The following is a 24,939-nucleotide window of genomic DNA, read 5'->3' as shown; positions in this document are numbered from 1 at the left end:
CCTCGTCTATCCTGGGGTCAGCGGTCTTTCGGGTCCAGCGCGTCGCGCAGGCCGTCGCCGATGTAGTTCGCGCAGTAGAGCGTCAGCGACAGCATGCCGGCCGGGAACAGCAGCATCCAGGGCTGGCTTTCCATCGCCTTGGTGCCGTCGCCGATCAACACGCCCCAGCTGGTCATCGGCTCCTGCACGCCTAGGCCGAGGAAGGACAATACCGACTCGGTCAGGATCACGCCCGGCACCGTCACCGTGGTGTAGATCACCACGATGCCGAGCAGATTGGGCACGATGTGGCGGAAGATGATGGTGGGGGTGGAGACGCCGATCGCGTGCGCGGCCTCGATGTACTCCTTGGAGCGGATGGCCAGCGTCTGGCCGCGCACCACGCGCGCCATGTCCATCCAGCCGAGGATGGTGATGGTCAACACCACCAGGTAGAACTCGCGGCCCAGCAGCGTCACCATCAGGATGGCGATCAGCAGGTAGGGCACCGCGTACATCATGTCGACCACGCGCATCATCGCGTTGTCGATCTTGCCGCCGAGGAAGCCCGCGGTGGCGCCCCAGATCACGCCGATCAGCACCGCGGCGATGGTGGCCAGCGCGCCGACCATCAGCGAGATGCGGCCGCCGATCAGCGAACGCACCAGGAGGTCGCGTCCCAGCTCGTCGGTGCCGAACAGGTGCAGGTTGTGGAAGGTCGGCGCCAGGCTGATCGCATCCCAGTCGGTGTCGGCATAGCCGTGCGGCAGCAGCATCGGCCCGAAGATACAGGACAGGGTGATCAGGCTCAGGATCACCAGGCTGACCACTGCGGCCTTGTTGCGGAGAAAGCGGACGCGGGCGTCGCGCCACGGGCTGCGGCCTTCAGTCGCCGCTTCGGCGAGGCCGCTTTCCAGCGCGGCGACAGCCGCGGCTTGTTTGGTCTTCATCATTGCGGAATCCTCCTCAATAACGGATCTTGGGGTCGAGCATGGCGTAGGCCAGGTCGACGAGGAGGTTGAACACCACGGTGATCACCGTCACCAGCACCACCAGGCCCAGCACCAGCGTGTAGTCGCGGTTGGAGGCGCCGTTGACGATCAGCTTGCCCAGGCCCGGCAGCGAGAAGATCGACTCGGTCACCACGGCGGAGGTGATGGACGAGATCGCCAGCGGCCCCAGCAGCGTCACCACCGGCATCAGCGCGGGCTTCAGCGCATGGCGCAGCACGATGGTGCGCAGCGGCAGGCCCTTGGCGCGGGCGGTGCGGATGAAGTTGCTGTTCATCACCTCGATCAGGCTGCCGCGCATCACGCGGCCGATGGTGGCCACATTGATGAAGGTGAGCAGCGCCACCGGCAGCACCATGTACTGGATCGAGAAGTCATCCCAGCCGCCGGACGGCAGCCAGTGCAGCAGCATCGAGAAGATCAGCACCAGCACCGGGCCGATGATGAAGGACGGGAAGGCGCTGCCCATATTGCCGACCAGCATCACCAGGTAGTCGATGGCGCTGTTCTGGCGCAGCGCGGCGATGGTGCCGAGCAGCACGCCGATGAACAGCGAGATCACGATGGCGCTGCCGCCGATGGCGGCGGACACCGGCAGCGCGTGGGCCACCAGATCATTGACGCTCCAGTCCGCGTAGCGGAACGACGCGCCCAGGTCGCCATGCAGCAGGCTGTTCAAGTAATAGAGATACTGCTTCCACAACGGCAGGTCCAGATGGTATTTGGCCTGCAGATTGGCCAGCACCTCCGGCGAAACCTTGCGTTCGCCGTCGAACGGACCGCCAGGGGTCATATGCAGCAGCAGATAGCAGACCGTCGTCACGGCCCAGACGGTTGGTATGGTAACCAACACGCGGCGAAGAGTGTAAGACCACATCGCTTGAAACTCCCGATCGCCGATCCGGGGCGGCGGCAGGCGGCCGCCGACCTCCCCCGGAGGGCGAGAACACCACAATCATCGGCCGGTTGCCCTTGCGGCGCAACCGGCCTCGTCACGCGGACAGACGCCGCGCTTTCACGCTTAGTGCTGAACGATGTACAGGTACTTGCTGCGGTAGCGGTCTACCGGATTCTTCAGCGAGTAGCCGCCGACATACGGCTTCACCAGGCGCGGCAGCGTGTACTGCAGCACCGGGATCATCGGGTAGTCGTCCATCACCAGCTTGGTGGCCTGGGTCAACAGCTGGGCGCGCTTGGCCGGATCGGTGGATTCGTTGCCCTGCTTGATCAGCTCTTCGGCCTTCTTGTTGCAGTTGAAGTTGTCGTTCTGGGTATTGCCGCACTGCACCAGCGCCAGGAAGGTGGTGGCGTCGTTGTAGTCGGCCAGCCAGCCGTTGCGGCCCACCTGGTAATCGCCGTCATGGCGCTTCTTCAGGAATACCTTGAACTCGGTGTTGTCCATCGAGGTGTTCAGGCCCAGCTTGGACTTCCACTCGGACGCGACGAAGATCGCCATCTTCTTGTGGTAATCGCTGGTATTGTAAGACAGCTTCAGCGTGGTGCCCGGCTTCACGCCGGCCTGGGCCAGCAGCTTCTTGGCCTCGTCCACGCGCTTGGCCATCGGCCACTTCGCCCAGTCGTAGGTGGTCGGCTGGGCGCCGTGCACGCCCTTGACCATCACGCTGTAGGACGGCTGCTGGCCGTCGGCGGTGATCTTCTGCGCCAGCAGGTCGCGGTCCACCACCATGGACAGGGCCTTGCGCACGCGCACGTCCTTCAGCAGCGGATCGCGGTTGTTCAGGCTGTAGTAGCGCAGGCCGAGAATGGTGTTGTTCTTCAGATCCTTGGGCATCTCGCTCTTCAGCTTGGCGAAGCTGCCCGGCGGGATTTCATAGCTCATGTCGGTCTGGCCCGACAGGTAGAGCTTGTTGTCCGCGTTCTGGTCTTCGATCGGCAGGAAGCTGACCTTGGTCAGCTGCACGTTCTTGGCGTCCCAGTACTGCGGGTTCTTCTCGATCACGACCTTGCTGTTGACTTGCCAGTCCTTCAGCACGAAGGGGCCGTTGGAAACCATCTTGCCGGGCTTGGTCCAGTCCTTGCCGTACTTGTCGATCACCGCCTTCGGCGCCGGGCCGAGCTGGGCGTTGGACATCAGCTCGGGCAGGTAGGACACCGGGAAAGCGGTCTTCACTTCCAGCGTGTACTTGTCCAGCGCCTTCACGCCGATGGCGGAGGTCGGCTTCTTGCCGGCGACGACTTCCGGGCCGTTCTCGAAGAAGATGCCGAAAGTGCCGGCGTACGGGGCGGCCAGCTTCGGATCCACCAGGCGGCGGATGCCGTAGACGAAATCGTCGGCGGTGACGATGCTGCCATCCGACCATTTGGCGTTCTTGCGCAGGTGGAACACCCAGGTGGTGGGGCCGGTCTGCTTCCAGGATTCGGCCACGCCCGGCACCAGCGTGCCTTCGTTGTCGGTGGCGGTCAGGCCCTCGAACATGTCATGGGTAATGACGTTGGCGGGCACCCCCTCCACCACCATCGGGTCCAGCGACTCCGGCTCGGAGCCATTGGAGCGCACCAGTTCCTGCTTGGCTGCCAGCTTGACGCCTGCCGGAACCTTGGCGGCCAGCGCGGATCCGGAAGCCATGGCCAGCGCGACGGCGGCGGCGATCACCTGCAGCGATTGCTTGTTCGACATCTCTAATTCTCCTGATTCTGTAGCATCCCGCGCCCGGCGGGTTGTTCGATTTTTTTCACTCTATTGTATCCAGAGTGGGTCTGACGATTATGCGCAGAGGGTTTTGATTCCATCAAGCCCCTATCGGCACAATATGCTATTCATTTTTCTCAAAAAGGAAAATCTGTCCGACAATAGTCAAGTCAAGCAAATCAACGGCCTGCATAGCTTCATCATTTTATACTTATGGCATTTTGCCATGTGAAATATTATTGCCTGACCCAAGCAAAATTCATCCAAAGCCGAAGCAATTCCCTTCAAGCCGCATCAGTAAATAATGGCTTGCTTATAAATTGAATGAAGATTCCCGGCGGATTCCAGCCCCCTGCGGAACAAATAAAAAAAGCCGCCCAAAGGCGGCTTCGCGATCGCCGGCAGGATCAGTCCCGCAAACGCCAGGCGATGCTTTCCCCGGCGCGCAAGGGCACCAGGCTGCCGCCTGGGTAGGCAAGCTCCGCCGGCACCGGCCAGCTCTCCTTGACCAGTTCGATCTTGTCGCCGTTGGCCGGCAGGCCGTAGAAAGCCGGGCCGTTCAGGCTGGCGAACGCCTCCAGCTTGTCCAGCGCGCCGACAGCTTCGAAGGCTTCGGCGTAGAGCTCGATCGCCGCGTTCGCGGTGTACATGCCGGCGCAGCCGCAGGCTGCCTCCTTGGCACCCTTGGCGTGCGGCGCGCTGTCGGTGCCGAGAAAGAACTTGGCCGAACCGGAGGTCGCCGCCTTGACCAGCGCCTGGCGGTGCAGCTCGCGCTTGAGCACCGGCAGACAATAATGATGCGGTCGGATGCCGCCGACGAACAGCGCGTTGCGGTTCATCAGCAAGTGGTGGGCGGTGATGGTGGCGGCGACGTTGGCCGGCGCGGCGGCGACGAACTCGGCCGCCTCGCGGGTGGTGATGTGCTCGAACACCACTTTCAGCGCCGGCAGCCTGGCCAGCAGCGGCTTCATCACCCGCTCGATGAACACCGCCTCGCGGTCGAACACGTCGATGTCGGCGTCGGTCACTTCGCCGTGCACCAGCAACGGCATGCCGACTTCGGCCATCGCCTCCAGCGCCGGCATCGCCTTGAAGATATCGGTGACGCCGTGGTCGGAATTGGTAGTGGCGCCGGCCGGGTACAGCTTGACGCCGTGAACGAAGCCGCTGGCCTTGGCCTGGCGGATTTCCTCGGCCCGGGTGTTGTCGGTCAGGTACAGCGTCATCAGCGGCTCGAAGGCGCTGCCGGCCGGGCGCGCGGCCAGGATGCGCTCGCGGTAGGCGGCGGCGGCGGCAACGGTGGTGACCGGCGGCTTCAGATTGGGCATGACGATGGCGCGGCCCATCTGGCGACAGGTGTCGGGCAGCACCGCGGCCAGCGCGGCGTCGTCGCGCAGGTGCAAATGCCAGTCGTCGGGGCGGATCAGGGTAAGAGTCTGCATGGTGGGTGGCTTGCCGTAACGATGGATAAAACAATGGCGATGGAAAACCATCGCCAGGAATGTCTACTTGCGCCGGAGCACCATCCGGAACTTGCCTTCGCCGGTGGTGGTCGATTCCAGCAGGCCGTTGCCGGTCTGGCGGCAGAAGGCTTCAAAGTCCTTGGGCGCGCCCGGGTCGGTGGCGATCACCTCCAGCACGGCGCCGCTGTCCATATCGGCCAGCGCCTTCTTGGCGCGCAAGATCGGCAGCGGGCAATTCAGGCCGGAAAGATCAATATGCTTGTCGGGGGTCATGGGCCGGGTATCCTTCAGCCATATCAGGTTACAATGAATCACATGGCGGCCGGCCGCGCAAACCGGCGGGCCGCAGCCGTATAGTTTACGCCAGTCGTCAAGCCTTACCCAAATCGGTCACCGCAATATGTGCATCCTTGCTTTCGCCTACAAAACGCCGGGCATGGGCCAGCTGGTACTTTTGGCCAACCGCGACGAATACTACGCCCGTCCCGCCGAGCCGCTGGACTGGTGGCCGGAATTTCCCCACACCCTGGGCGGCCGCGACCAGCAATCCGGCGGCGGCTGGCTGATGGTGGACGGCCGCAACCGCATCGCCGCGGTCACCAACTTCCGCGACGGTTTCCCGCCCAAGGCGGAGCGCTCCCGGGGCGAGCTGGTGCAGCGCTTCGTCACCGGCGACGACGATCCGTTCGCCTTCGCCGACTGGCTGCGCGAGGAATGCCACCGCTACGGGCCGTTCAACCTGCTGTTCGGCACCACTTCGGACCTGTTCTTCTTCCACAGCCCCGGCCGCCAGATCGCCCGCGTCACGCCCGGCATCCACACGCTGTCCAACGCCACGCTGGACACGCCGTGGTTCAAGTGCCAGCGGCTGGCGGAGCGCCTGGGCGATTTCGGCCGCCCGCCGACCGAGGAACAGGCCTACGCCGCGCTGTCCGATCCGACGCCGGCCGGGCCCGGCCATCTGCCCAATACCCGCATCGGCCTGGCGCTGGAAAAAACGCTGTCGCCGATCTTCATCCAGGGCCGCGACTACGGCACCCGCGCCTCAATGCTGCTGACGGTGTCCAGCCGCGGCGATATCAGTTTTTCCGAACTGAGCTGGGGCCTGGCCGGCCGCGAAACCGGCCGCCGACATTACAACCTGCGCGCCGGACAGGCGCGCTGACGGAGCATCCGCATTTGAAAGCCATCGCAACCTCCCTGCCGGCGCTGCTGGCGCTGTGCCTGAGCCTGCCCGCGCTGGCCGGCAGCGACAGAATCAACAAGAACATCGAGTTCCAGGAAGAGCAGCCCTGGGCCGAACAGGACTACGCGCTGCCCGACTACCCGCAGACGCCGGACTGGATAGAAGTGAAGCCGGACTGGCTGCAGCAGAACCGCTTCTTCGTCGACGCCAAGACGCTCAGCGTGGGCGGCGACGGCGTGGTGCGCTTCGTCAGCCGCGTGCTCACGCCCAGCGGCGTGGAGAACCTCAGCGCCGAGGGCATCCTGTGCAAGGACAACCAGTACAAGGCCTACGGCTTCGGCGACAGCCTCAACCATCGCTGGATCGCGTCGATGCGGCCGCAGTGGCTGGCGATCAACGGCACCGACAAACTCAAGCGCGAACTGAGGGAACTGATGTGCCCGTCGCACAGCGCCCCTCGCGACGCGGCCCAGGCGATCGCCTCGCTGCGCGGCGCCCGTTGACGCCATGATCGATGCCTGCGGCGGATGTTCTAAGATGAAGCATCTGTCTTGCATTCGCGTAGGCGCCGATGGATCAGCAAACTCTGCAGGAAAAGCGGGAAAGGGAATGGGTCAGGCGGCTGTTCGAGCAAAAAGGCATTGACCCGCTCGACGTGAAATCGCTGAAGTGCCCCGCTCCCGATGTCGGCGTGTCGCTGTCCGATGGCCGCTGCCTGGCCATCGAAGTGACCGAGGTGCTGGCCGGCGAACATGCCCGGCGCAATGCCCGCAAGAAGGAAATCCAGCAGGCCCAGCAGGCGGCCGGCGGCATCAGCTGGATGTTCACCCGGCCGGCCAACGCGCTGGACGTCGCCTGCCGCATCGAGGCCAAGGTGGGCAAGGACTACCATGTGCCGAACGGCCATCAACTGCATCTGCTGCTGGCGGCCGGCACCATCGAACACGGCACGATGGCCTCCACCCTGCTGCTGTTCATTTCCATCCCGGAATTGAACCAACTGACCCACGACATGCTGGAACGCTCGCGCTACCAGCACGTTTACCTGCACCTGCAACTGGGCCGCGGACTATACGAGTGGAATCGCCGGGACCGTTGGCACGAAGTCCATCGCCCCAGTTGCCGCTCCGACGGCTATCCGCTGATGCCGCAGTTGAAGCTGCAAACCGGCATGTAGCGCATGCCTAAGCGCCCACGGCCTACCGGAGCGGCGCATCAAACTCATCGGGGGGCAACTGCGCGGCAAGCTCCTCCGCGATGCCAAACTCCTCCACTAGGCTGCCAAGCAGCTCCTGCCTCGATAGCTGCCGTGACGTCTCAACGCCATCGAAACCGCGTGAAACGCGGTTTCCCTTAACAATGCCGTCTATCCTGTCCGGCCGCGCCAGGCGAATGATCACGCCTTGGTTGAAACGGCTCAAGTCGCGGCTGTACTCGTTCCAATAGGCAAAATCGGCGGAAGTGGCGTCCAAACGCTCGATACGGCAATACACCCTGGGCCGGCTCAAAGGCTTCCAGTCCAGATGCCATCGCCCCTCCACTAACCGATTGTGCCCTCCCCACAGAGGATCCGGCCGATCCGATAGGCCCAGCGGAATCGGCTGATCGTGCAACATGGTCGGATCAACGATCAGCGGCGGCGCCGAGTCAAAAACCACCGCCACCGTGCCATGCTTGGGCGTGTTCGGCGCAGGCTCGGCCAAAGACGACGGCACCATCATAGAAATGCCCAGGGCAGCCGGAAAACCCAACGCCTGCAACAAGGAGCACAACGCGCCGTTCCCGGCCCAGCACGTCCCACCAGTGCCCTGCTGCAGCCAGGTTTCGAAGAAGTCATCGGGCCTGGCTCCAGGAAGCGGGCAATGGCTGGAAGCTGTGGTTTGGATGCGCTTGAGGATGTTGTCGAACGGGATTTGGCGACACCATTGTCGGTAAAGCAAGGCGAGCCCCTCTGAATCAATGGCTGGTGGAGCGCTGAATCCCAGCCGCTCCAAAACACGTTCGGCCAGGTGCGGGCGAAGCGGATGATGTCGATGCATATCGGTTATACGAATTAGATTGAAGGAGATGAGAACAAAATGCCAGCCAACTGGACTCAGTTGTCCGCCTCGGCGGCGGCGGGCTGCAAGCCTTCCTTGGCCGCGGGCTGGCGCAGCCAGCCATACGCGGAAATCGCCAGCATGATCATTCCCGCGGCCTTGAAGGCAAAGCCTATGCCTAATTCAGTGGCAATCCATCCCCAAGCGAGGCCGCCTACCGTTAACGCTCCCGAGAAAACCAGCGAATAGACCGCCAGCGCGCGCGCGCGCATGGCTGGGGGAAATACCGCTTGGGCTCCGGAGTTCATCGTGGACACAATCCCGGCCCAAGAAAAACCGGCGATGAAAGCCGCCGGCAGCAATGAAAAAAGCCATGGCGCCCAGCCGAAATACAGAAGCATCGAGCCATAAACCACCGTTGCCCATCCCAGCAGATGCGCGCGCTTCAGCAAAAAGCGCAATTGCGGCAATGCGAAGGCGGAGGCGACGGCGCCAGCGCCAAAAGCCGCCATCAACCAGCCAAGGGCGGCCTCGCTGCCGGCAAGCATGTTCTTGACGTAGATAGGCAGCAGAGACTGGAAAATGGAAATTGCAAAAAAAAGGCAAAGCGTTTGACCCAGAATTCCGCGGAAAATCGGTGAAACGAAACTGTGCCGAACCCCATCGACTAAGGAGTCGAGAAAGGATCCCTGGTTTGTTCCAGCCGATGGTCCTGAGCTCTTGTCCCCGCCAGGTACGCGCCAATGCAAAACGATCAGGCCGACAAAAGAAAGCGCGTTCGCCAGATACAGCGCGGCTGGGCCGGTCAGACTGAACAGCCAGCCCCCCAGGATAGGGCCAATGATGGACGCGAGATTGTAGCTGAGCCCATTCAGCGTGGCCGCGGCTTCAATTTCGTCTGCCTGCACCAATGACGACATGGACGCCTGCCAAGCCGACACCTTGAAAGCAGCCCCCGCACCCAGAGCAAAGGTCAGGAATATGATCACGGCCGCCGAAGGCGCATCATACAAGGCCGCCATCACCAGCAATGCCGCCGCGGCCAGCATCTGCAGATTCACCAGCATCAGATATCGGTCCTGATCCATCCGGTCAGCGAATACGCCCCCGAACAAGGCGAATAGAAATATCGGCGCCTGATTAGCCGTCTGGGCCAACACCGCGGCGCTGGGATTCTGGGACTGTTTGGCCAGCAACCAGCCGGTGGCGAATATCCGCATCCATGCGCCGATATTGGAGATGAAGTTGGCCAGACATAAGTCGCGAAAGCGGGAATGGCGTAATGGCTGGAAGAGCGGTGTTTTGGTTCTGACGTGCGGCATCAAACATCCTGATGACAGGGCGGGCGAGCCACGCTCGCCCGCAAAGAGTCGCTTACAAGTAGGAAACCGGGATGAATTCGCCTACCAAGTGCTGGAAGGCGCGACGGGCCTCCGCCTCGTTATCAGCCCGGACAAAAGCCTTGCCGGCAAAATCGATATTGGTGGTCGTGGCTTCAACGCTTTGTCCGACATGAACACGCCAGTCCATGTCGATATCACAATCCAGTTCCGGCTGGCGCAGTTCACGGATCATGCCGTCCACCTTGGGGAACACTACAAAAAACGCGGGCCGGCTTTTGTGGCTGACAGCGGCCTGGCCCAGATGGGACGCATCCTGTCCGGACTGGATCATCAGCTCTATGTCATACAGATTCACCCCTTCCCAGGAATGATAGGCTGGCACGGTCATCAATCCCGGAGAACGCGCCGCGACTTCGAGGAATACCAGTTCATCAGCCATGGAATGGAACAATTCCATATGAAAGCAGCCATTGTCGGCGCCCAGCGCGCGCGCGCACTGCAAACCGAAGGCTACGATGCGCGCATGCAGCGGCTCATTTCGCCCCACCATGATGGATCCAAGAGTGCGCCCTTCCTGCAAGTCCGCCATCGGACAGCTATAGCGGCTAACCGCGCTGTAGATCGGCTCACCGTTCTGGATAGCCAGATCGAACTCGTACAAATCCCCATCGATGAACTCTTCCGCCTCATACTCGCAATCATCGCCAGCCGCCTCCGACAGGAATCTCTCGAAATCGGCAGGTTTGTCTATCTTGTAAACGCCCCGGCTTCCCACCGATGCGCGCGGCTTGACGATGAATTTGCCTCTCAATGCCCGTCTCAGATCGACGTACGCCTCAGCGTCGACATCCGGCACGAGTTCGGCGTATACCGGGGCCCGCAAGCCAGCGCTTTGAATAATATGCTTCATGGCGAGCTTATCCCGGAAGTGCTCCACCTTCCCCGCAAGGTGGTCATGCAAGCCGAAGCGCTCGCGCAAGCGGTCGGCAACCTCCATATTCGCTTCCTGATTGCAAAATATTTTGACGCCAACGTCCCCGTTCACCAGCGGCACCAGAGCTGCAATCGCCTGTTCCAAATTCAGGCACAGGGTTTTTGAATGCGGGTCGTATACCTCATCCACCCGCACAACCGTGGATGCGCTCTCCAGCCACGACGGCAGCGCCTGCGAATGTGCCGCAAGAATGATCTTATCGAATCGTTCGATCAGCTCTCGCGAAAAGAACTCGAAGTTTTTAGTGCCTACAAAAATAACCCGCATATTTATTTCTCTCCTTATTTCTCTCTTGGCTTCCGCCCCCCGCGACAAAACCACTATCAGATGCGGGCGGTATCCTCGGCAGCGACGTCGATTACCCATTGCCGCGCCCACTGGCCAGCGCAGCGAGCGTTGAACCAAAAAGCGTTGGTAGAAAAAAGACTGCCTTTATTCAAAGGCCCCAAATTGTAAAGACGACGGGTCGGCCTGCCGCCATGGCGGCATTCGAAAGTCATGGGATGAATATCCATGCCACCACAAGGATGGGCCTCGACAAGGCCCCGGGCCAGTAGGTTGCGCACCAGAGGCGCTTCAATGCCATCCAGCCGATTAGAACCGCCGGTGCCATCAATCATCACGGTTGAGCGGATGATTTGTCCGTCGTCGGTCCCCATGACGAATTCGCCCCCTTCCCACACTGGCGCCGAAGCGGCCTTGTGAATGCGCAGCCTGCCTTCGGCAGCGGCGGCGGCCAATTCGCCCACCACCTCATATGGAATCGGATGACGCCAAGCTGCCCATGCCGCGCCAAAATTGAGATGGAAAGACAAGCGGTCCTGCATCGGCATGGCTTGCCAAAGTTTGTGCATATAAGGCCGGGTGGACACCAAGGTGTCCTGATAAGGCAAATTCGCTTCCGCCGAGCGCGTCATCAAATATTCGAAGTAGGCTGCCTCGCCTTCATGCCGCAGGATGCGCATCGCATGATCACGCTCGTCGCCACCTCGCAGACTATCCCTCTCCTGCTTGAGCAGCCCGATAAAGTGGTCAAGGCGAACCCCACCCTCTCCTCCGCGTAGCAAATTGTTCCAAGTCAGGTGCCGTGGCTCATGGCGATTGCTGGCGGTCAGGCAAGTCGGCGCATAGCCATGGCGCGAGAACAAGTGAATTTCACGATTCTGGTTACTTTGCAGCGAGCGTAGTGCATCGATAGCCGTCAATCCCGAACCGGCGATCAGCACGCGGCCGTCGGGAACCTGTTCGAATTGGCTGTGATGGTCAATGAAGCCAGGCAGTGCCCGAAACTTCGGAAAGTGGCTACCGTGGAGAGACCCCAGGCACAAGACAACGCGTTTGGCTATCGCTAGTGTTCCCCTTGTCGACATCAACCGGTAGCCGCCGCTCTCAGGGAGCAGATCATCGACCTGTTCATGGATTTCGTGGATATCCAGCAAGCCTGACTCGGCAATATCCTGATAGGTTTCATTGAGAAAATCGGAATAGGTCAATCGGTTTGGATAGAGCTCCCCGTTCCTTCCTTTTCCCGCCATCCACTGCGCGAATCCTGTCGGCTCCTGATCCGAGATGGACAACATCCAAGGCGGGGTATTCACCTTGTGGATGGAAGCTGCGTCGCCAAACGCCTTGCCACGGGCAAATTCCGCCTGAGGAGAAAGCAGCGCGACCCTCACCTTGCGGAGTCCTGCAGAATACGCTTCATCCTGAACTTGTTTCAGTAGGCTAACACCCGTCGCACCCACGCCGACTATTGCGATATCAAACAATTTTATGATCACGGTTTTTGAGGAGATAAGATTTTATTTCATAGTCATATAATGTCAATTGGAATTTTTGTTTGGTTTCATTATTCGTTTCATATGCCATAGCTTCAGAATTTATTGGATATTAATAGCCTATAATTTAATTTTTTAGAATAAAATGCCGCCCAACTAATAATGGCAGCAGCCATCCATATCCTTTTGCACTATCGAATAATCTCCATCCGACAGCCGTGCTGTCTAACGAAGCCATTTCTCAACCACCCAAGATCTCAACGCGCAATCAACGCATAAGCAGCCCATGGCCGTTATGCAAGCACTTGCACAACAATGCCATTGTTATGATATATTCTCCTTCCATTTATCCTAATGGTTTATCTCGTCCAAGCCTGACCCGCTGTCGACAGGCATTCACCATTCTGTGGATATCTCCTTTTGAAACATTAACTTGATGCCCAGCATGTCGATTTCCATATTTGCCCCACTGTTATACCTACTAATGGGCCTTGGCCTTGGTCGCACGCCGTTTGAAATCAAGGGGCGCGCTTCCGCATTGCTGACCAAGTTGGTGATTCCGCTAGTGATCATCTACAACATCGCCACCCACCGGCCCGGCGTATTCGCCGTGATGGCGGGGATGATGGTGATGATGATCAGCCTGCTTCTGATCAGTCGAATCAAAACCCGCGATCCGGTGCATAACCTGTGCTTCAGCTACCTGAACATCGGTTGGCTGGGCATGCCGGTCGCCAGCACTTTATTTGGCGATGGCGCAGCCATGGTTTTCATCGCCGCTTATGTCGGCAGCTCGCTATTGGGAAATTCTGTGGGTGTCGGATTGATGGCTCAGGGAAGCAATCTGAAAACGCGCATGCTGGAAACATTGAAAGCGCCACCGGTATGGGCGCTATTGGTAGGCGTGGGGTGCATTCCGTTCGGGCCGCAACTGGAAGCTCATGCACGGCCTGTTTATGAAGTACTGAAATTCCTGATGAGTTTTCTGGGAATGTCCATTCTAGGCATCTGGTTATCCGCCACTCGCCTGAAAGTGGCTGATTTCAGCCAAGCGCTAAAAATATCGATTCTGCGAGCCGCCGCCATCGCAGCGCTGGTATGCCTGTTCGTCATGCTATGCCGCAGCCTGGATATCCGATTGGTGCTGGAAAATCAGGCCGCGCTATACATGATGTGTTTGCTGCCGCCGGCCGCCAACATCATCGTGCTGGAAACCCACTATATGAAGAGCGGCCGGTCAGCCAGCCTGATCGCTTGCGGCACCTGCATCAGCATTATCGCCATCGGCGCTTACGTGGCTGCGGTGATATTGCAATAGCAGGCCAACGCGCCGCGAGACTATCGCGGCGCCGCCCGATCAAGACCATGTTCTGACGGCGGCCTCCGCGATCCCGGCTAACTCCCGGCCCGCCAGCCGCCGCTCTTGCCGCCGTCTTTCTCCAGCAGCCGGACGCCGGTGATCTCCATGCCGCGGTCCACTGCCTTGCACATGTCGTAGATGGTCAGCAGGCCGACATTGACCGCGGTCAGCGCCTCCATCTCCACGCCGGTCTGGCCATTGCACTCGGCGGTCACTTCTATCCGAACTGCGGATTCGCCGTCCAGCAGCTGAAAGTCCACCGCCAGCCGCGTCAGCGCGATCGGGTGGCACAGCGGGATCAAGTCCCAGGTCTTCTTCGCCGCCATGATGGCGGCGACGCGGGCGATGCCCAACACGTCGCCCTTCTTGTGGCCGCCGTCACGCACCAGCGCGAAGGTGGCCGGCAGCATGCGGATCGCGCCTTCGGCCACCGCGCGGCGGGCCGTGGCCGCCTTGCCGCCGACATCCACCATATGGGCTTGGCCGGCAGCGTCGAAATGGGTGAGTCGTGTCATCGCGTACCCTTCAAATGAAAACGCCCGCCGCGATCAGCGCAGCAGGCGGAAAATCAGCCAGAAGCAGGAAACGACGACCAGCAGGCCGGCGCTCCAGCGGACGATGGCCAGCGTGCGGCGCAGGTGGCGGCGGTCATGGGTGAGCGCGAAGCACAGCAGCGCCCAGCCTATCGCCAGCACCGTCGCCAAAAGCCACAGCCGCCAGAAGCCGAACACGGCCTTATTCCTGCGGCGGCAGCCGGTGGAAGCTGGACGGCGCGTCCAGCGGATCGTCGAAGCTGGCGAACTCCCAGGCCTCCGGCGTCTCCAGCAATTTGCGCAGCAGTTTGTTGTTCATCGCGTGGCCGGACTTGTGGCCGGAAAAGGCGGCGATCAAGGGATGGCCGACGATGTAGAGGTCGCCGATCGCATCCAGGATCTTGTGGCGGACGAATTCGTCCGGAAAACGCAGGCCTTCTGGATTCAGCACGTATTCATCGTCGATCACGATGGCGTTGTCCAGGCTGCCGCCGCGGCCCAGGCCGTGGTTGCGCATGTACTCCACCTCGTGCATGAAGCCGAAGGTGCGGGCGCGGCTGATCTCGTCCATGTAGGAGTGGCGGGCGAAATCGACTTCCACCGTCTGCGGCGCGCGGTTGAACGCCGGATGGTTGAACTCGATGGACAGCGTGATCTTGAAGCCGTCGTGCGGATCCAGCCGGACCCACACGCCGCGGTCTTCCACCATCACGGTCTGCTTGACGCGGATGAAACGCTTTTTCTTGGGCTGTTCGGCCACCCCAGCCGTCTGCAGCAGATAAAGAAATGGCGCGGCGGACCCATCCATGATGGGAATCTCCGCCGCCGTCACCTCGACGACCAGGTTGTCGATGCCGAAGCCGGCGAACGCCGACATCAGATGTTCGATCGTGCCGACACGCACGCCGGTGTCTGTCACCAGCGTGGAGGAGAGGCGCGTGTCGTTCACGAGCGAAGGTTCCACCTTCACGTCGACCGGCTCGGGCAAGTCGGTGCGACGGAAGACGATGCCGGTATCGGGCGGCGCCGGCAGCAGGGTGAGTTTCACCCGCTCGCCGGAATGCAGACCGACGCCCGTGGCGCTGATCGCTTGCTTCAGCGTGCGCTGCAGAATCATTTCAGGCTACTCAACCAGACGGGAAAACCCGATTCTAGCATAGCGCTCGGCCATGCTTTATTGATTGATTCGCTGACATGAATAGCGTTTATCTATCCGTATCCTCCGTTCAGTCCGCCTGCTTGCGCAGGAAGGCCGGGATGTCGTAGCTCTCGCTGACCTCGGGGTTGGAGAAGTCCAGCGAGGGATTGGCGCGGCGGCGGCCGGTGCGCATGATGGCCGGCGCGTCCAGGTCCTCGTAGTTCACCATTTCCACCGCGCGGTCGTCGGTGCCGGTCTTGACGATCTTGATGTACTCCGGACGATCCTCGTTGCGGACGGTTTTCTTCTGGCCCAGGCCGGTGGCGATCAGCGTCACGCGGATGGTATCTTCCGGCATGTCTTCCACTTCGGCGGTGCCGAACTTGATCTGCGCGTCCTCGTCCGCGTACTGGCGGATGATGCCCATGATCTCGCGGTACTCGCTCATCTTCAGGCAACCCGGGGCGGTGGAGATGTTCACCAGCACGCCGCGCGCGCCTTCCAGAGTGATGTTGTCCAGCAGCGGGCTGGCGACGGCCTGCTCGGCGGCCACGCGGGCGCGGTCGATGCCGGAGGCGTAGGCGGAACCCATCATCGCCAGGCCCATCTCGCCCATCACGGTGCGCACGTCGGCGAAGTCGACGTTGATCAGGCCCGGGCAGGTGATCACTTCGGCGATGCCGGCCACGGCGCCCTTCAGCACGTCGTCGGCGGCGCGGAAGGCTTCGCGCATGGTGACGTCGTCGCCCAGCACTTCCATCAGCTTCTCGTTGGGGATCACGATCAGCGAGTCCACATGTTTCTTCAGGTCCTCGATGCCGTTCTGCGCGACTTTCAGGCGCTTGCCTTCATGGTCGAACGGACGGGTGACCACGCCCACGGTCAGGATGCCCATTTCCTTGGCCACTTCAGCCACCACAGGAGCCGCGCCGGTGCCGGTGCCGCCGCCCATGCCGGCGGTGACGAACACCATGTTCGCGCCGCGCAGGCTCTCGGCGATGCGCTCGCGGTCTTCCAGCGCCGCGCTGCGGCCCACTTCCGGATTGGCGCCGGCGCCCAGGCCGCGCGTCAGATTGGTGCCCAGCTGCAGCTTCTGCGGCGCGCGGTTGCGCTGCAGCGACTGCGCGTCGGTGTTGGCGCAGATGAATTCCACGCCGTGCACATTGCCGGTGATCATGTTGTCGATGGCGTTGCAACCGCCGCCGCCGACGCCGATGACCTTGATGACGGCCGTGTTGGCCGTTTCCTGCATGACTTCAAAAACCATTCCGCTCATTTTCCTCTCCTCATAAAGATGAGCCATTCATTACTGCCTGGTACTGCGCCCGAACAACCTGCAATACGCCGCCGGCACCCGCCGGCGGCACCGAATCCAATCAGAAATTACTGCCGAACCACGCCTTCATCCGCGTGAACATCTGGCCCATGCCGGCCGACTCGGCCTTCACCGGGCCGGCATAGCCCTGGATCTGGTCCTTGCCGTACAGCAGCAGGCCGACGCCGGTGGAGAAGCGCGGGGTCTTCACCACCTCGGCCAGGCCGCCCACGTACTTGGGCACGCCGACGCGCACCGGCAGATGGAACACCTCCTCGGCCAGCTCCACCATGCCCGGCATCAGGCTGGCGCCGCCAGTCAGCACCATGCCGGACGACAGCATTTCCTCGAAACCGCTGCGGCGCAGCTCCTGCTGCACCAGCTGGAACAGCTCCTCGACGCGCGGCTCGACCACCTCGGCCAGCGTCGCGCGGGACATCTGGCGCGGACCGCGTTCGCCCACGCCCGGCACTTCTATCATCTGCGCCGGATCGGCCATGCCCACCAGGGCGACGCCGTGCTGGATCTTGATGTCCTCGGCCTCCTTGGTCGGGGTGCGCAACGCCATCGCGATGTCGTTGGTGATCTGGTCGCCGGCGATCGGGATCACCGCGGTGTGGCGGATGGCGCCGCCCACGTACACGGCGATGTCGGTGGTGCCGCCGCCGATGTCGATCAGGCACACGCCCAGGTCTTTTTCATCCTCGGACAGCACCGCGATGGCCGAGGCCATCGGCTGCAGCACCAGGTCGGACACTTCCAGCCCGCAGCGGCGCACGCACTTGGTCACGTTCTGGGCGGCGGACACCGCGCCGGTGACGATGTGCACCTTGGCTTCCAACCGCACGCCGCTCATGCCCAGGGGCTCGCGCACGCCTTCCTGGCCGTCGATGCTGTATTCCTGGGTCAGGATGTGCAGCACCTGGTGATCAGGCGGAATGGTCACTGCCCGCGCGGTCTCGATCACGCGGTCGATGTCCATCTTGGTGACTTCGCGATCCTTGATCGCCACCATGCCGTGCGAGTTCACGCTCTTGATGTGGCTGCCGGCGATGCCGACGAACACCTCGTGAATCTTGCAGTCGGCCATCAGCTCGGCCTCTTCCAGCGCGCGCTGGATCGCCTGCACGGTGGACTCGATGTTGACCACCATGCCGCGCTTCAAGCCGCGCGACGGGGTGTGCCCCATGCCCACGATGTTCAGCTGGCCGTCTTCCAGCACCTCGGCCACGATCGCCACGATCTTGGAGGTGCCGATGTCCAGGCCGACCAGCATGTTCTTGCTTTCCTTTGGTTTGCTCACCTGTCGCTCCAACGCCTAATCACTTGTTTCCCTTGGCCGGCGGCGCCTTGTAGTCGGGCATCCGCACGGCGAATCCATTCGGATAGCGCAGGTCGACGTATTCGATGTGATACGGCAACCGCGCCAACTCGCTCTTCCAGTAGGTGGCGAAGCGCTCCGCGCGCGCCGCCACGTCATTACGTCCCAGCTCCAGCTGCAGCTGGTTGTCCAGCACCACTTTCCACGCCCGCCGCGACGACAGCCACAGCTCGCGCGGCGCCAGGCCCGACGGCTGCAAGGTCTGGCGCATCTGCGTCAGCATCGCCGTCATGTCCTTCTCCGCGCCCGCCGGCCCGAAAAACACCGGCAGCTTGGCGTCGCTGGCGGCGTCGAAACGCTCGCCGCGGGTATTGACCAGGCCGTTCTCCCCCCAGCGCGCCAGCGCCACATGCTCCTCCACGGTGATATCCAGCGCGTCCGGCCAGCGCCGTCTCACCTGCGCGTCGCGCACCCACGGCAACTTGCCGAAGGCGGCGCGCGTCTTGTCGATATCCAGCGTGAAGAAGGTGCCGGACAGTTCGTGCTCCGCGATGAACTTCAGCTGTTCGGCCGTCACCCGGTTCATGTCGCCCTGAATCCGTATCTTCTTCACCGGGAACACCGGCGCGTGCGTCAGCCAGAATCCCCCCGCGTACAGCAGCATCAGCGCCGTGGCGCCCAGCATCAGATTGGCCAGGCTCCTGAGCAGCCGATGGTTATCCCACATGCACCGTATCCAATACCTTCAGACACAGGTCCTCGTAAGCGATGCCCTCCACCTTGGCCGCCATCGGCACCAGGCTGTGGCTGGTCATGCCCGGGCTGGTATTCGCCTCCAGCAGGTAGATCTCGCCCGCCTCGTCCATCAGGAAGTCCACCCGGCTCCAGCCGCGGCAGCCCAATACCTTGAACGCCTTCAGCGCCAGTTCGCGCGCCCTGGCTTCCACTTCCGGAGCCAGGCCGGACGGGCAGCGGTAGACCGTGTCGTCGCGGAAGTACTTGGCCTGGTAATCGTAATACTCGGTGGCCGGTTCAATCTTGATGGTCGGATACGCTTGGTCGCCGATCACCGCGCAGGTGTACTCGCCGCCGCCGATGAATTGCTCGGCGATCACCACGTCGTCGTACTTGCGCGCCTCCTCGAACGCCGCGCGCAATTCGCCCGCCGCCTTGACCTTGGTCACGCCGATGCTCGAGCCCTCGCTGGACGGCTTGACGAAGATCGGCAGGCCCAGCGCCTTTTCGATCGCGTCGAAATCGCTGCTCTCGTCCAACAACTCGAACGCCGGAATCGGCAGGCCGGCGCCCTTCCACAGCAGCTTGGTGCGCCACTTGTCCATGGCGATGGCCGAGGCCATCACGCCGCAGCCGGTATACGGCACGCCCAACGCCTCCAGCGCGCCCTGCAGCGTGCCATCCTCGCCGAAGGGGCCGTGCAGGATGTTGAACACGCAAGCGAAACCTTCTTCCTTCAGCGCCGACAACGGCTTTTCCGACGGATCGAACCGGTGGGCGTCCACGCCCTTGGACTGCAGCGCCGCCAGCACGCCGGCGCCGCTCATCAGCGACACCTCGCGCTCGGACGAGCTTCCGCCCATCAACACCGCCACTTTGCCGTACTGCTTCATCTCTCTATCCTCAACAAGCCCGCGCCCCCGGCGCGGACGGAAATCCTGATCAGCCCGCCAGGGCCGTCACCTTGCCCGGCACCGCGCCGACCGAGCCGGCGCCCATGGTCACCACCACGTCGCCGTCGCGGGCGGCGTCCAGGATGGCCTGCGGCAGCTCGGCGATGTCCTCGACGAACAGCGGCTCCACCTTGCCGCCCACGCGCACCGCGCGCGCCAGCGCCCGGCCGTCTGCGGCGACGATGGGCGCTTCGCCGGCGGCGTAAACCTCGGAGAGCAGCAGCGCGTCGACGCTGGACAACACTTTGACGAAGTCCTCGAACAGGTCGCGGGTGCGGGTGTAGCGGTGCGGCTGGAAGGCCAACAGCAGGCGGCGGCCGGGGAAGGCGCCGCGCACCGCGGCCAGCGTGGCGGCCATTTCCACCGGGTGATGGCCGTAATCGTCCACCAGCGTGAAGCTGCCGCCGTCCTTAGCCTTCACTTCGCCGTAGCGCTGGAAGCGGCGGCCGACGCCGGCGAATTCCGCCAGGCCCTTCTGGATGGCTTCGATGCTGGCGCCGCACTCCAGGCCGATGGCAATCGCCGACAGCGCGTTCAACACGTTGTGGCGGCCCGGCAGGTTCAACACCAGCGGGAAGCGGGTGATGGCACCGTTCTTCACCACCACGTCGAAATGCATCTGGCCGGCGGCAGCGCGCACGTTCTCGGCGTAGATGTCGGCGGAGTCGTCCAGGCCATAGGTGGTCACCGGCTTGGTGACGCGCTCGCGGATCTCGCGCACGTTGGGGTCGTCGACGCACAGCACCGCGCGGCCGTAGAACGGCATCCGCTGCAGGAAGTCGACGAAAGCCTGCTTCAGCTTGTCGAAACTGTGGTCATAGGTGTCCATGTGGTCGGCGTCGATATTGGTCACCACCGCCATCACCGGGCTCAGGTGCAGGAAGGACGCGTCCGACTCGTCGGCCTCGGCCACCAGGAATTCGCCCAGGCCCAGCTTGGCGTTGGCGCCGGCGGCGGTCAGCTTGCCGCCGATGACGAAAGTCGGGTCCAGGCCGGCCGCGCCCAGCACCGACGCGGTCAAGCTGGTGGTGGTGGTCTTGCCGTGGGTGCCGGCGATGGCGATGCCCTGCTTGAAGCGCATCAGCTCGGCCAGCATCAGCGCGCGCGGAATCACTGGCACGCGCTTGTCGCGCGCCGCCAGCACTTCCGGGTTGTCCGCCTTCACCGCGGTGGAGGTCACCACCACGTCGGCGCCTTCCACATAGGTGGCGTCGTGGCCGAAGAACACGCGCACGCCTTCGGCGGCCAACCGCTTGGTGGTGGCGCCGTCGGCCATGTCCGAACCGGACACGGTGTAGCCCAGGCCGTGCAGCACCTCGGCGATGCCGCACATGCCGACGCCGCCTATGCCCACGAAATGTATGTGTTTGACCCTGTGTTTCATGTCTGTGTCTCTGCTTGGACGCTCGTTCGGCGCCCTGTCATTCCCCGGCCAGCTGCTGGCACAGGTCGGCCACCCGGCCGGCCGCGCCGGAGCGGGCCAGCGCGCGCGCGCGCTCGGCCTTGTCCAGCAACTGGTCTCTGTCCAAACCCGCCAGCAGGCCAGCCAGCCCGTCGGCGTTCAATTCTTTCTGCGGCAAATGCCAGGCCGCGCCGGCCTCGGCCATCCACTCGGCGTTGTCGCGCTGGTGGCCGGTGGTGGACACCACCAGCGGCACCAGCACGCTGGGCACGCCGGCCGCGCACAATTCGCTGACCGTGATCGCGCCGGCGCGGCAGATCACCAGATCGCACTCGGCCAGGTGCCTGGGCATATCGTCGACGAAGGGCAGCAGCTCCACTTGCTCGCGCAGGCCCGCCGCCTGATAAGCCGCCTCGACCGCGGCGAAATTCGCCTCGCCGGTCTGGTGCGTCAGCCGCGGCCGCTTATCGGCCGGCAGCTTGGCCATCGCCTGCGGCAGCGTTTCGTTCAACACCTTGGCGCCCAGGCTGCCGCCGACCACCAATACCTTCAGCGGGCCGCTGCGGCCGGCGAAACGCTCGGCCGGCGGCGCGATGCTCTCGATCTCGCCGCGCACCGGGTTGCCGGTGACCAGGGCCTTGGGCTCGCGCGCCGCGCTGCCGTCGAAACCGCAGGCCAGCTTCCTGGCGAACGGCAGCAGCGCCTTGTTACTGAGCAGCAGGCCGGCGTCGGCGTTGACCAGCACCAGCGGCTTCCACAGCAGGCCGGCCATCACGCCGCCGGGCAGGCAGACATAGCCGCCCATGCCCAGCACCACGTCCGGACGGTGGCGGAAAATCTGCGCCGCGCTGCTGAAGAAGGCGCCGGCGAGCTGCAGCGCGCCCTTGACCGAGCCCAGCAGGCCCTTGCCGCGCACGCCGTGGAAATTCAGCCGTTCCAGCGGGATGCCGGTCGGCGGCACCAGCTTGTTCTCCATGCCGCGGCGGGTGCCCAGCCAGACTACCTTCCAGCCCCGGCTTTGCAGCTCTTTGGCCACGGCGAGGCCGGGGACGATGTGTCCACCCGTGCCAGCCGCCATCACCATGACCGTGCGATTCGCCATTTCTATCCGTTCCGTTAAATCTTGTTGCCGCGCATCATGCGTCGGTTCTTGCTTCGCCCTTCGGGCTCGCAGAAACCGAAGGACACGGCGCCAAGGCGCCTGGAAAGGTCTGCAGGCTAAACCTTATAGCCCCGCATAATTCTTCGGTTTTCGTAATCCACCCGCAGCAGCACCGCCACCGCGATCAAATTCATCAGCATCGCCGAGCCGCCGAACGACATCAGCGGCAGCGTCAAACCCTTGGTCGGCAGCAGGCCCATATTCACCCCGATGTTGAAGAACACCTGGATGCCCAGCCAAATGCCTATGCCCTGCGCCACCAGCGCCTGGTAATAGCGCTCCAGCTTTTTCGACTCCACGCCGATGTGGAAGGCGCGGCGCACGATCCAGGCGTACAGCCCGATCACCACGCAGATCCCGGCGAAGCCGAACTCCTCGGCGATCACCGCCATGATGAAGTCGGTGTGCGCCTCCGGCAGGTAGAACAGCTTCTCGATGCTGCCGCCCAGGCCGACGCCGAACCACTCGCCGCGGCCGATGGCGATCAGCGAGTGCGATAGCTGGTAGCCCTTGCCGTACGGGTCGTCCCACGGGTCCATGAAGCCCAGCACCCGCTTCAGCCGGTACGGCGACGACACGATCAGCAGCACGATGGCCACCACCGCCATCGCCGCCAGCCCCGAAAAGATGCGCATATTGATGCCGCCCAAAAACAGCAGCCCCATCGCGATGCTCATTACCACCATCAGCGCGCCGAAGTCCGGCTCGCGCAGCAGCAGGAAGGCCACCACCACCATCGCCGCGAACATCGGCGCGAAGCCTTCCTTGATGCTGTGCAGCAGGTGGCTCTTGCGCACCGTGTAATCCGCCGCGTACAGCACGGTGGCGAACTTCATCACCTCCGACGGCTGCAAATTCAGCACGAACAGGTTGATCCAGCGCCGCGAGCCGTTGACCACCTTGCCGATGCCGGGAATCAGCACCAGCACCAGCATCACCAGGCCGATCAGGAAGATCTTTCCCGAATACTTCTGCCAGAACGCCGTCGGTATCTGAAACGCCGCGAACGCCGCCGACAGCCCGATCACCATGAACACCACGTGGCGGATCAGGTAGAAGTAGCGGTTCTGCGTCGCCGCGTCCGCTTCCGCGTAGGCGATCGACGCCGAATACACCATCACCAGGCTGATCGACAGCAGCAGCGCCAGCGCCCAGGCCAGCGCCTCGTCCAGAGCGGTGATCGCCGTGTAGCGGCTGGCCGGATTGCGGATCATGCGCGGGCCGCCTTCACCGCCGCCACGGTGTCGATGAACACCTGGGCGCGATGCGCGTAGTTCTTGAACATGTCCAGGCTGGCGCAGGCCGGCGACAGCAGCACCACATCGCCCGGCAGGGCCAGCGCCGCCGCGCGGCGGGTGGCGTCTTCCAGCGTGCCGCAGCGTTCCAGCGTCAGGCCGCTATCGGCCAGCGCCGCCTCGATCCGGCCGGCGTCGCGGCCGATCAGCAGCACCGCGCGCGCGATGCGCTGGCAGGCCGGCTTCAACGGCGCGAAATCCTGGCCCTTGCCGTCGCCGCCGGCGATCAGCACCACCCGGCGGGTCATGCCGTTCAGCGCCGCCTCGGTCGCGCCGACATTGGTGCCCTTGGAATCATCGATAAACGCAACACCGTCGAATTCGTCTACCAGCTCGACGCGATGCGCGAGGCCGCGGAAAGTCTTCAAGCCTGCAAGCAGCGCTTCCAGCGGCAGGCCTATGCCCTGGCACAACGCCAGCGCGGCCAGCGCGTTGGCGGCGTTGTGCAGGCCCTGCAGCTGCATGTCGGCGCAATCGAATACCCTTTCGCCGCCCACGCTCAGCCAGTAGCCGCCGTTGCGGGCCAGCGCGTAGTCGGCGGCGCCGCTCAGCGAGAACCACTTGACCGGATGGCCGGGGCGGATCATCGCCCGCACCAGCGCGTCGTCCTTGTTCAATATCTGCGCGCCCTTGCCGTTGAATACCCGGGTCTTGGCGTGCGCGTAATCCAGCAAATCCTGGTAGCGGTCGAGGTGGTCCTCGGAAATGTTGAGCACGGTGGCGGCGTCGGCCTCCAGCGTGAACGTCGACTCCAGCTGGAAGCTGGACAGCTCCAGCACCCACACGTCGGGCCGGCGGCCGCTCTGCTCGCGCGCGAGCAAAGCCTCCAGCACCGCCAGGCCGATATTGCCGGCGACGATGGTGTCGAGGCCGGCGGCCTCGCACAGATGGCCGACCAGGCTGGTGACCGTGCTCTTGCCGTTGGAGCCGGTGATGGCGATCACCTTGCTGCCGTCGTTCTGGATCGCACGCGCCAAGATCTCTATATCGCCCACCACCTCGCCGCCGGCGCGGCGAAAGGCGGCGATGGCGGGATTGGCCAGCGGCACGCCCGGGCTGACCACCAGCAGCTCGGTGCCGGCGAAAGTGGCGTCGTCGAACACGCCGGCGATCACCTCGACGCCCGGCAGATGGCGCTCCAACTCGGCCAGCCGCTCGGCGGACGGATTGGCGTCGGCGACGCGCACGCGCGCGCCGTGCGCGGCCAGGTAGCGCGCGGCCGCCAGGCCCGAGCCTCCCAACCCCACCACCGTCACATGTCGATTGGCGTAATCCATCTCTTC

General features: G+C 63.1%; 24 protein-coding genes. 4 read left to right on the top strand and 20 right to left on the bottom strand.

From position 1 onward, the window contains the following. Positions 1–17 precede the first annotated feature (17 nt). From ACY3GB_RS15855 to ACY3GB_RS15835, 5 genes are all read right to left on the bottom strand, one after another. Positions 18–932: an ABC transporter permease subunit gene (locus ACY3GB_RS15855; RefSeq protein WP_463089593.1), complete on the bottom strand. Its 915-nt coding sequence runs from the start codon at positions 930–932 to the stop codon at positions 18–20. A gap of 13 nt (positions 933–945) precedes the next feature. Continuing rightward, positions 946–1,866: an oligopeptide ABC transporter permease OppB gene (gene oppB, locus ACY3GB_RS15850; RefSeq protein WP_463089592.1), complete on the bottom strand. Its 921-nt coding sequence runs from the start codon at positions 1,864–1,866 to the stop codon at positions 946–948. Between the two features lie 144 nt (positions 1,867–2,010). Then, entirely contained in the window at positions 2,011–3,627 is a 1,617-nt protein-coding gene (locus tag ACY3GB_RS15845; RefSeq protein WP_463089591.1) for a peptide ABC transporter substrate-binding protein, read from the bottom strand. A gap of 419 nt (positions 3,628–4,046) precedes the next feature. Beyond that, on the bottom strand, positions 4,047–5,081 hold the full coding sequence (gene pyrC / locus ACY3GB_RS15840) for a dihydroorotase (protein ID WP_463089590.1): 1,035 nt from the start codon (positions 5,079–5,081) through the stop codon (positions 4,047–4,049). Between the two features lie 63 nt (positions 5,082–5,144). Further along, positions 5,145–5,375, bottom strand: coding sequence for a sulfurtransferase TusA family protein (locus ACY3GB_RS15835; RefSeq protein WP_021477345.1), 231 nt, complete (start codon positions 5,373–5,375; stop codon positions 5,145–5,147). Positions 5,376–5,502: 127 nt separating this feature from the next. Here ACY3GB_RS15835 and ACY3GB_RS15830 point away from each other — a divergent pair, with 127 nt between their 5' ends. The 3 genes from ACY3GB_RS15830 (at position 5,503) to ACY3GB_RS15820 (ending at position 7,465) form a co-directional block, all read left to right on the top strand. Further along, positions 5,503–6,267 (top strand): NRDE family protein, encoded by a 765-nt coding sequence (locus ACY3GB_RS15830; protein WP_463089589.1) that lies wholly within the window; start codon positions 5,503–5,505, stop codon positions 6,265–6,267. 14 nt (positions 6,268–6,281) lie between these two features. Beyond that, positions 6,282–6,791: a CNP1-like family protein gene (locus ACY3GB_RS15825; protein ID WP_463089588.1), complete on the top strand. Its 510-nt coding sequence runs from the start codon at positions 6,282–6,284 to the stop codon at positions 6,789–6,791. 68 nt (positions 6,792–6,859) lie between these two features. After that, positions 6,860–7,465, top strand: a complete 606-nt coding sequence (locus tag ACY3GB_RS15820; RefSeq protein ID WP_463089587.1) for a hypothetical protein — start codon at positions 6,860–6,862, stop codon at positions 7,463–7,465. A gap of 22 nt (positions 7,466–7,487) precedes the next feature. Here the strand turns inward: ACY3GB_RS15820 and ACY3GB_RS15815 are convergent, their stop codons facing one another. From ACY3GB_RS15815 to ACY3GB_RS15800, 4 genes are read right to left on the bottom strand one after another with little or no spacing between them, the layout of a single operon-like run. Continuing rightward, positions 7,488–8,327 (bottom strand): arylamine N-acetyltransferase, encoded by an 840-nt coding sequence (locus ACY3GB_RS15815; protein ID WP_463089586.1) that lies wholly within the window; start codon positions 8,325–8,327, stop codon positions 7,488–7,490. A gap of 56 nt (positions 8,328–8,383) precedes the next feature. Next, positions 8,384–9,649, bottom strand: coding sequence for an MFS transporter (locus ACY3GB_RS15810; protein WP_463089585.1), 1,266 nt, complete (start codon positions 9,647–9,649; stop codon positions 8,384–8,386). 52 nt (positions 9,650–9,701) lie between these two features. Next, positions 9,702–10,931, bottom strand: coding sequence for an ATP-grasp domain-containing protein (locus tag ACY3GB_RS15805; protein WP_463089584.1), 1,230 nt, complete (start codon positions 10,929–10,931; stop codon positions 9,702–9,704). A 56-nt stretch (positions 10,932–10,987) separates the two neighbouring features. Further along, on the bottom strand, positions 10,988–12,433 hold the full coding sequence (locus ACY3GB_RS15800) for an FAD/NAD(P)-binding protein (protein WP_463089583.1): 1,446 nt from the start codon (positions 12,431–12,433) through the stop codon (positions 10,988–10,990). A 454-nt stretch (positions 12,434–12,887) separates the two neighbouring features. Here ACY3GB_RS15800 and ACY3GB_RS15795 point away from each other — a divergent pair, with 454 nt between their 5' ends. Further along, complete coding sequence (locus tag ACY3GB_RS15795) at positions 12,888–13,760, top strand: AEC family transporter (protein WP_463089582.1); 873 nt, start codon at positions 12,888–12,890, stop codon at positions 13,758–13,760. Positions 13,761–13,837: 77 nt separating this feature from the next. Here ACY3GB_RS15795 and moaC read toward each other — a convergent pair whose 3' ends face one another. The 11 genes from moaC to murD form a co-directional block, all read right to left on the bottom strand. Then, positions 13,838–14,317: a cyclic pyranopterin monophosphate synthase MoaC gene (moaC, locus tag ACY3GB_RS15790; RefSeq protein ID WP_463089581.1), complete on the bottom strand. Its 480-nt coding sequence runs from the start codon at positions 14,315–14,317 to the stop codon at positions 13,838–13,840. A gap of 33 nt (positions 14,318–14,350) precedes the next feature. Beyond that, on the bottom strand, positions 14,351–14,533 hold the full coding sequence (locus ACY3GB_RS15785) for a hypothetical protein (protein ID WP_463089580.1): 183 nt from the start codon (positions 14,531–14,533) through the stop codon (positions 14,351–14,353). A gap of 4 nt (positions 14,534–14,537) precedes the next feature. After that, complete coding sequence (lpxC, locus tag ACY3GB_RS15780; protein WP_463090950.1) at positions 14,538–15,449, bottom strand: UDP-3-O-acyl-N-acetylglucosamine deacetylase; 912 nt, start codon at positions 15,447–15,449, stop codon at positions 14,538–14,540. A gap of 112 nt (positions 15,450–15,561) precedes the next feature. Beyond that, positions 15,562–16,749 (bottom strand): cell division protein FtsZ, encoded by a 1,188-nt coding sequence (gene ftsZ / locus ACY3GB_RS15775; protein WP_463089579.1) that lies wholly within the window; start codon positions 16,747–16,749, stop codon positions 15,562–15,564. Between the two features lie 100 nt (positions 16,750–16,849). After that, positions 16,850–18,091: a cell division protein FtsA gene (gene ftsA, locus ACY3GB_RS15770; protein ID WP_463089578.1), complete on the bottom strand. Its 1,242-nt coding sequence runs from the start codon at positions 18,089–18,091 to the stop codon at positions 16,850–16,852. A gap of 19 nt (positions 18,092–18,110) precedes the next feature. Further along, entirely contained in the window at positions 18,111–18,836 is a 726-nt protein-coding gene (locus tag ACY3GB_RS15765) for a cell division protein FtsQ/DivIB (RefSeq protein ID WP_021477359.1), read from the bottom strand. Beyond that, positions 18,826–19,737 (bottom strand): D-alanine--D-alanine ligase, encoded by a 912-nt coding sequence (locus ACY3GB_RS15760; RefSeq protein WP_046155177.1) that lies wholly within the window; start codon positions 19,735–19,737, stop codon positions 18,826–18,828. Before ACY3GB_RS15760 ends, ACY3GB_RS15765 begins: the two co-directional genes overlap by 11 nt. Before the next feature lie 49 nt (positions 19,738–19,786). Beyond that, on the bottom strand, positions 19,787–21,181 hold the full coding sequence (murC, locus tag ACY3GB_RS15755; protein WP_463089577.1) for a UDP-N-acetylmuramate--L-alanine ligase: 1,395 nt from the start codon (positions 21,179–21,181) through the stop codon (positions 19,787–19,789). Positions 21,182–21,218: 37 nt separating this feature from the next. Continuing rightward, positions 21,219–22,301 carry an undecaprenyldiphospho-muramoylpentapeptide beta-N-acetylglucosaminyltransferase gene (gene murG, locus ACY3GB_RS15750; protein ID WP_463089576.1) on the bottom strand — a complete coding sequence of 361 codons (1,083 nt, stop codon included), beginning with the start codon at positions 22,299–22,301 and terminating at the stop codon, positions 21,219–21,221. 116 nt (positions 22,302–22,417) lie between these two features. Then, the gene (gene ftsW, locus ACY3GB_RS15745) at positions 22,418–23,575 is read right to left on the bottom strand and encodes a putative lipid II flippase FtsW (RefSeq protein WP_021477363.1); all 1,158 of its coding nucleotides are present in this window, start codon (positions 23,573–23,575) and stop codon (positions 22,418–22,420) included. Next, on the bottom strand, positions 23,572–24,933 hold the full coding sequence (gene murD, locus ACY3GB_RS15740) for a UDP-N-acetylmuramoyl-L-alanine--D-glutamate ligase (protein ID WP_463089575.1): 1,362 nt from the start codon (positions 24,931–24,933) through the stop codon (positions 23,572–23,574). Before murD ends, ftsW begins: the two co-directional genes overlap by 4 nt. Between the last annotated feature and the right edge of the window lie 6 nt (positions 24,934–24,939).

It is taken from the genome of Chromobacterium sp. Ag138 (genome assembly GCF_055181315.1).
The sequence above is the reverse complement of the archived record's forward strand: the minus strand, read 5'-3'. Positions and strand labels throughout refer to the sequence as shown.

Coding starts and splice junctions, on each gene's coding strand:
- ACY3GB_RS15855 (WP_463089593.1), bottom strand. CDS start 932: ATGATGAAGACCAAACAAGCCGCGGCTGTCGCCGCGCTGGAAAGCGGC.
- oppB (WP_463089592.1), bottom strand. CDS start 1,866: ATGTGGTCTTACACTCTTCGCCGCGTGTTGGTTACCATACCAACCGTC.
- ACY3GB_RS15845 (WP_463089591.1), bottom strand. CDS start 3,627: ATGTCGAACAAGCAATCGCTGCAGGTGATCGCCGCCGCCGTCGCGCTG.
- pyrC (WP_463089590.1), bottom strand. CDS start 5,081: ATGCAGACTCTTACCCTGATCCGCCCCGACGACTGGCATTTGCACCTG.
- ACY3GB_RS15835 (WP_021477345.1), bottom strand. CDS start 5,375: ATGACCCCCGACAAGCATATTGATCTTTCCGGCCTGAATTGCCCGCTG.
- ACY3GB_RS15830 (WP_463089589.1), top strand. CDS start 5,503: ATGTGCATCCTTGCTTTCGCCTACAAAACGCCGGGCATGGGCCAGCTG.
- ACY3GB_RS15820 (WP_463089587.1), top strand. CDS start 6,860: ATGGATCAGCAAACTCTGCAGGAAAAGCGGGAAAGGGAATGGGTCAGG.
- ACY3GB_RS15815 (WP_463089586.1), bottom strand. CDS start 8,327: ATGCATCGACATCATCCGCTTCGCCCGCACCTGGCCGAACGTGTTTTG.
- ACY3GB_RS15810 (WP_463089585.1), bottom strand. CDS start 9,649: ATGCCGCACGTCAGAACCAAAACACCGCTCTTCCAGCCATTACGCCAT.
- ACY3GB_RS15805 (WP_463089584.1), bottom strand. CDS start 10,931: ATGCGGGTTATTTTTGTAGGCACTAAAAACTTCGAGTTCTTTTCGCGA.
- ACY3GB_RS15795 (WP_463089582.1), top strand. CDS start 12,888: ATGTCGATTTCCATATTTGCCCCACTGTTATACCTACTAATGGGCCTT.
- moaC (WP_463089581.1), bottom strand. CDS start 14,317: ATGACACGACTCACCCATTTCGACGCTGCCGGCCAAGCCCATATGGTG.
- ftsZ (WP_463089579.1), bottom strand. CDS start 16,749: ATGAGCGGAATGGTTTTTGAAGTCATGCAGGAAACGGCCAACACGGCC.
- ACY3GB_RS15765 (WP_021477359.1), bottom strand. CDS start 18,836: ATGTGGGATAACCATCGGCTGCTCAGGAGCCTGGCCAATCTGATGCTG.
- ACY3GB_RS15760 (WP_046155177.1), bottom strand. CDS start 19,737: ATGAAGCAGTACGGCAAAGTGGCGGTGTTGATGGGCGGAAGCTCGTCC.
- murC (WP_463089577.1), bottom strand. CDS start 21,181: ATGAAACACAGGGTCAAACACATACATTTCGTGGGCATAGGCGGCGTC.
- murG (WP_463089576.1), bottom strand. CDS start 22,301: ATGGCGAATCGCACGGTCATGGTGATGGCGGCTGGCACGGGTGGACAC.
- ftsW (WP_021477363.1), bottom strand. CDS start 23,575: ATGATCCGCAATCCGGCCAGCCGCTACACGGCGATCACCGCTCTGGAC.
- murD (WP_463089575.1), bottom strand. CDS start 24,933: ATGGATTACGCCAATCGACATGTGACGGTGGTGGGGTTGGGAGGCTCG.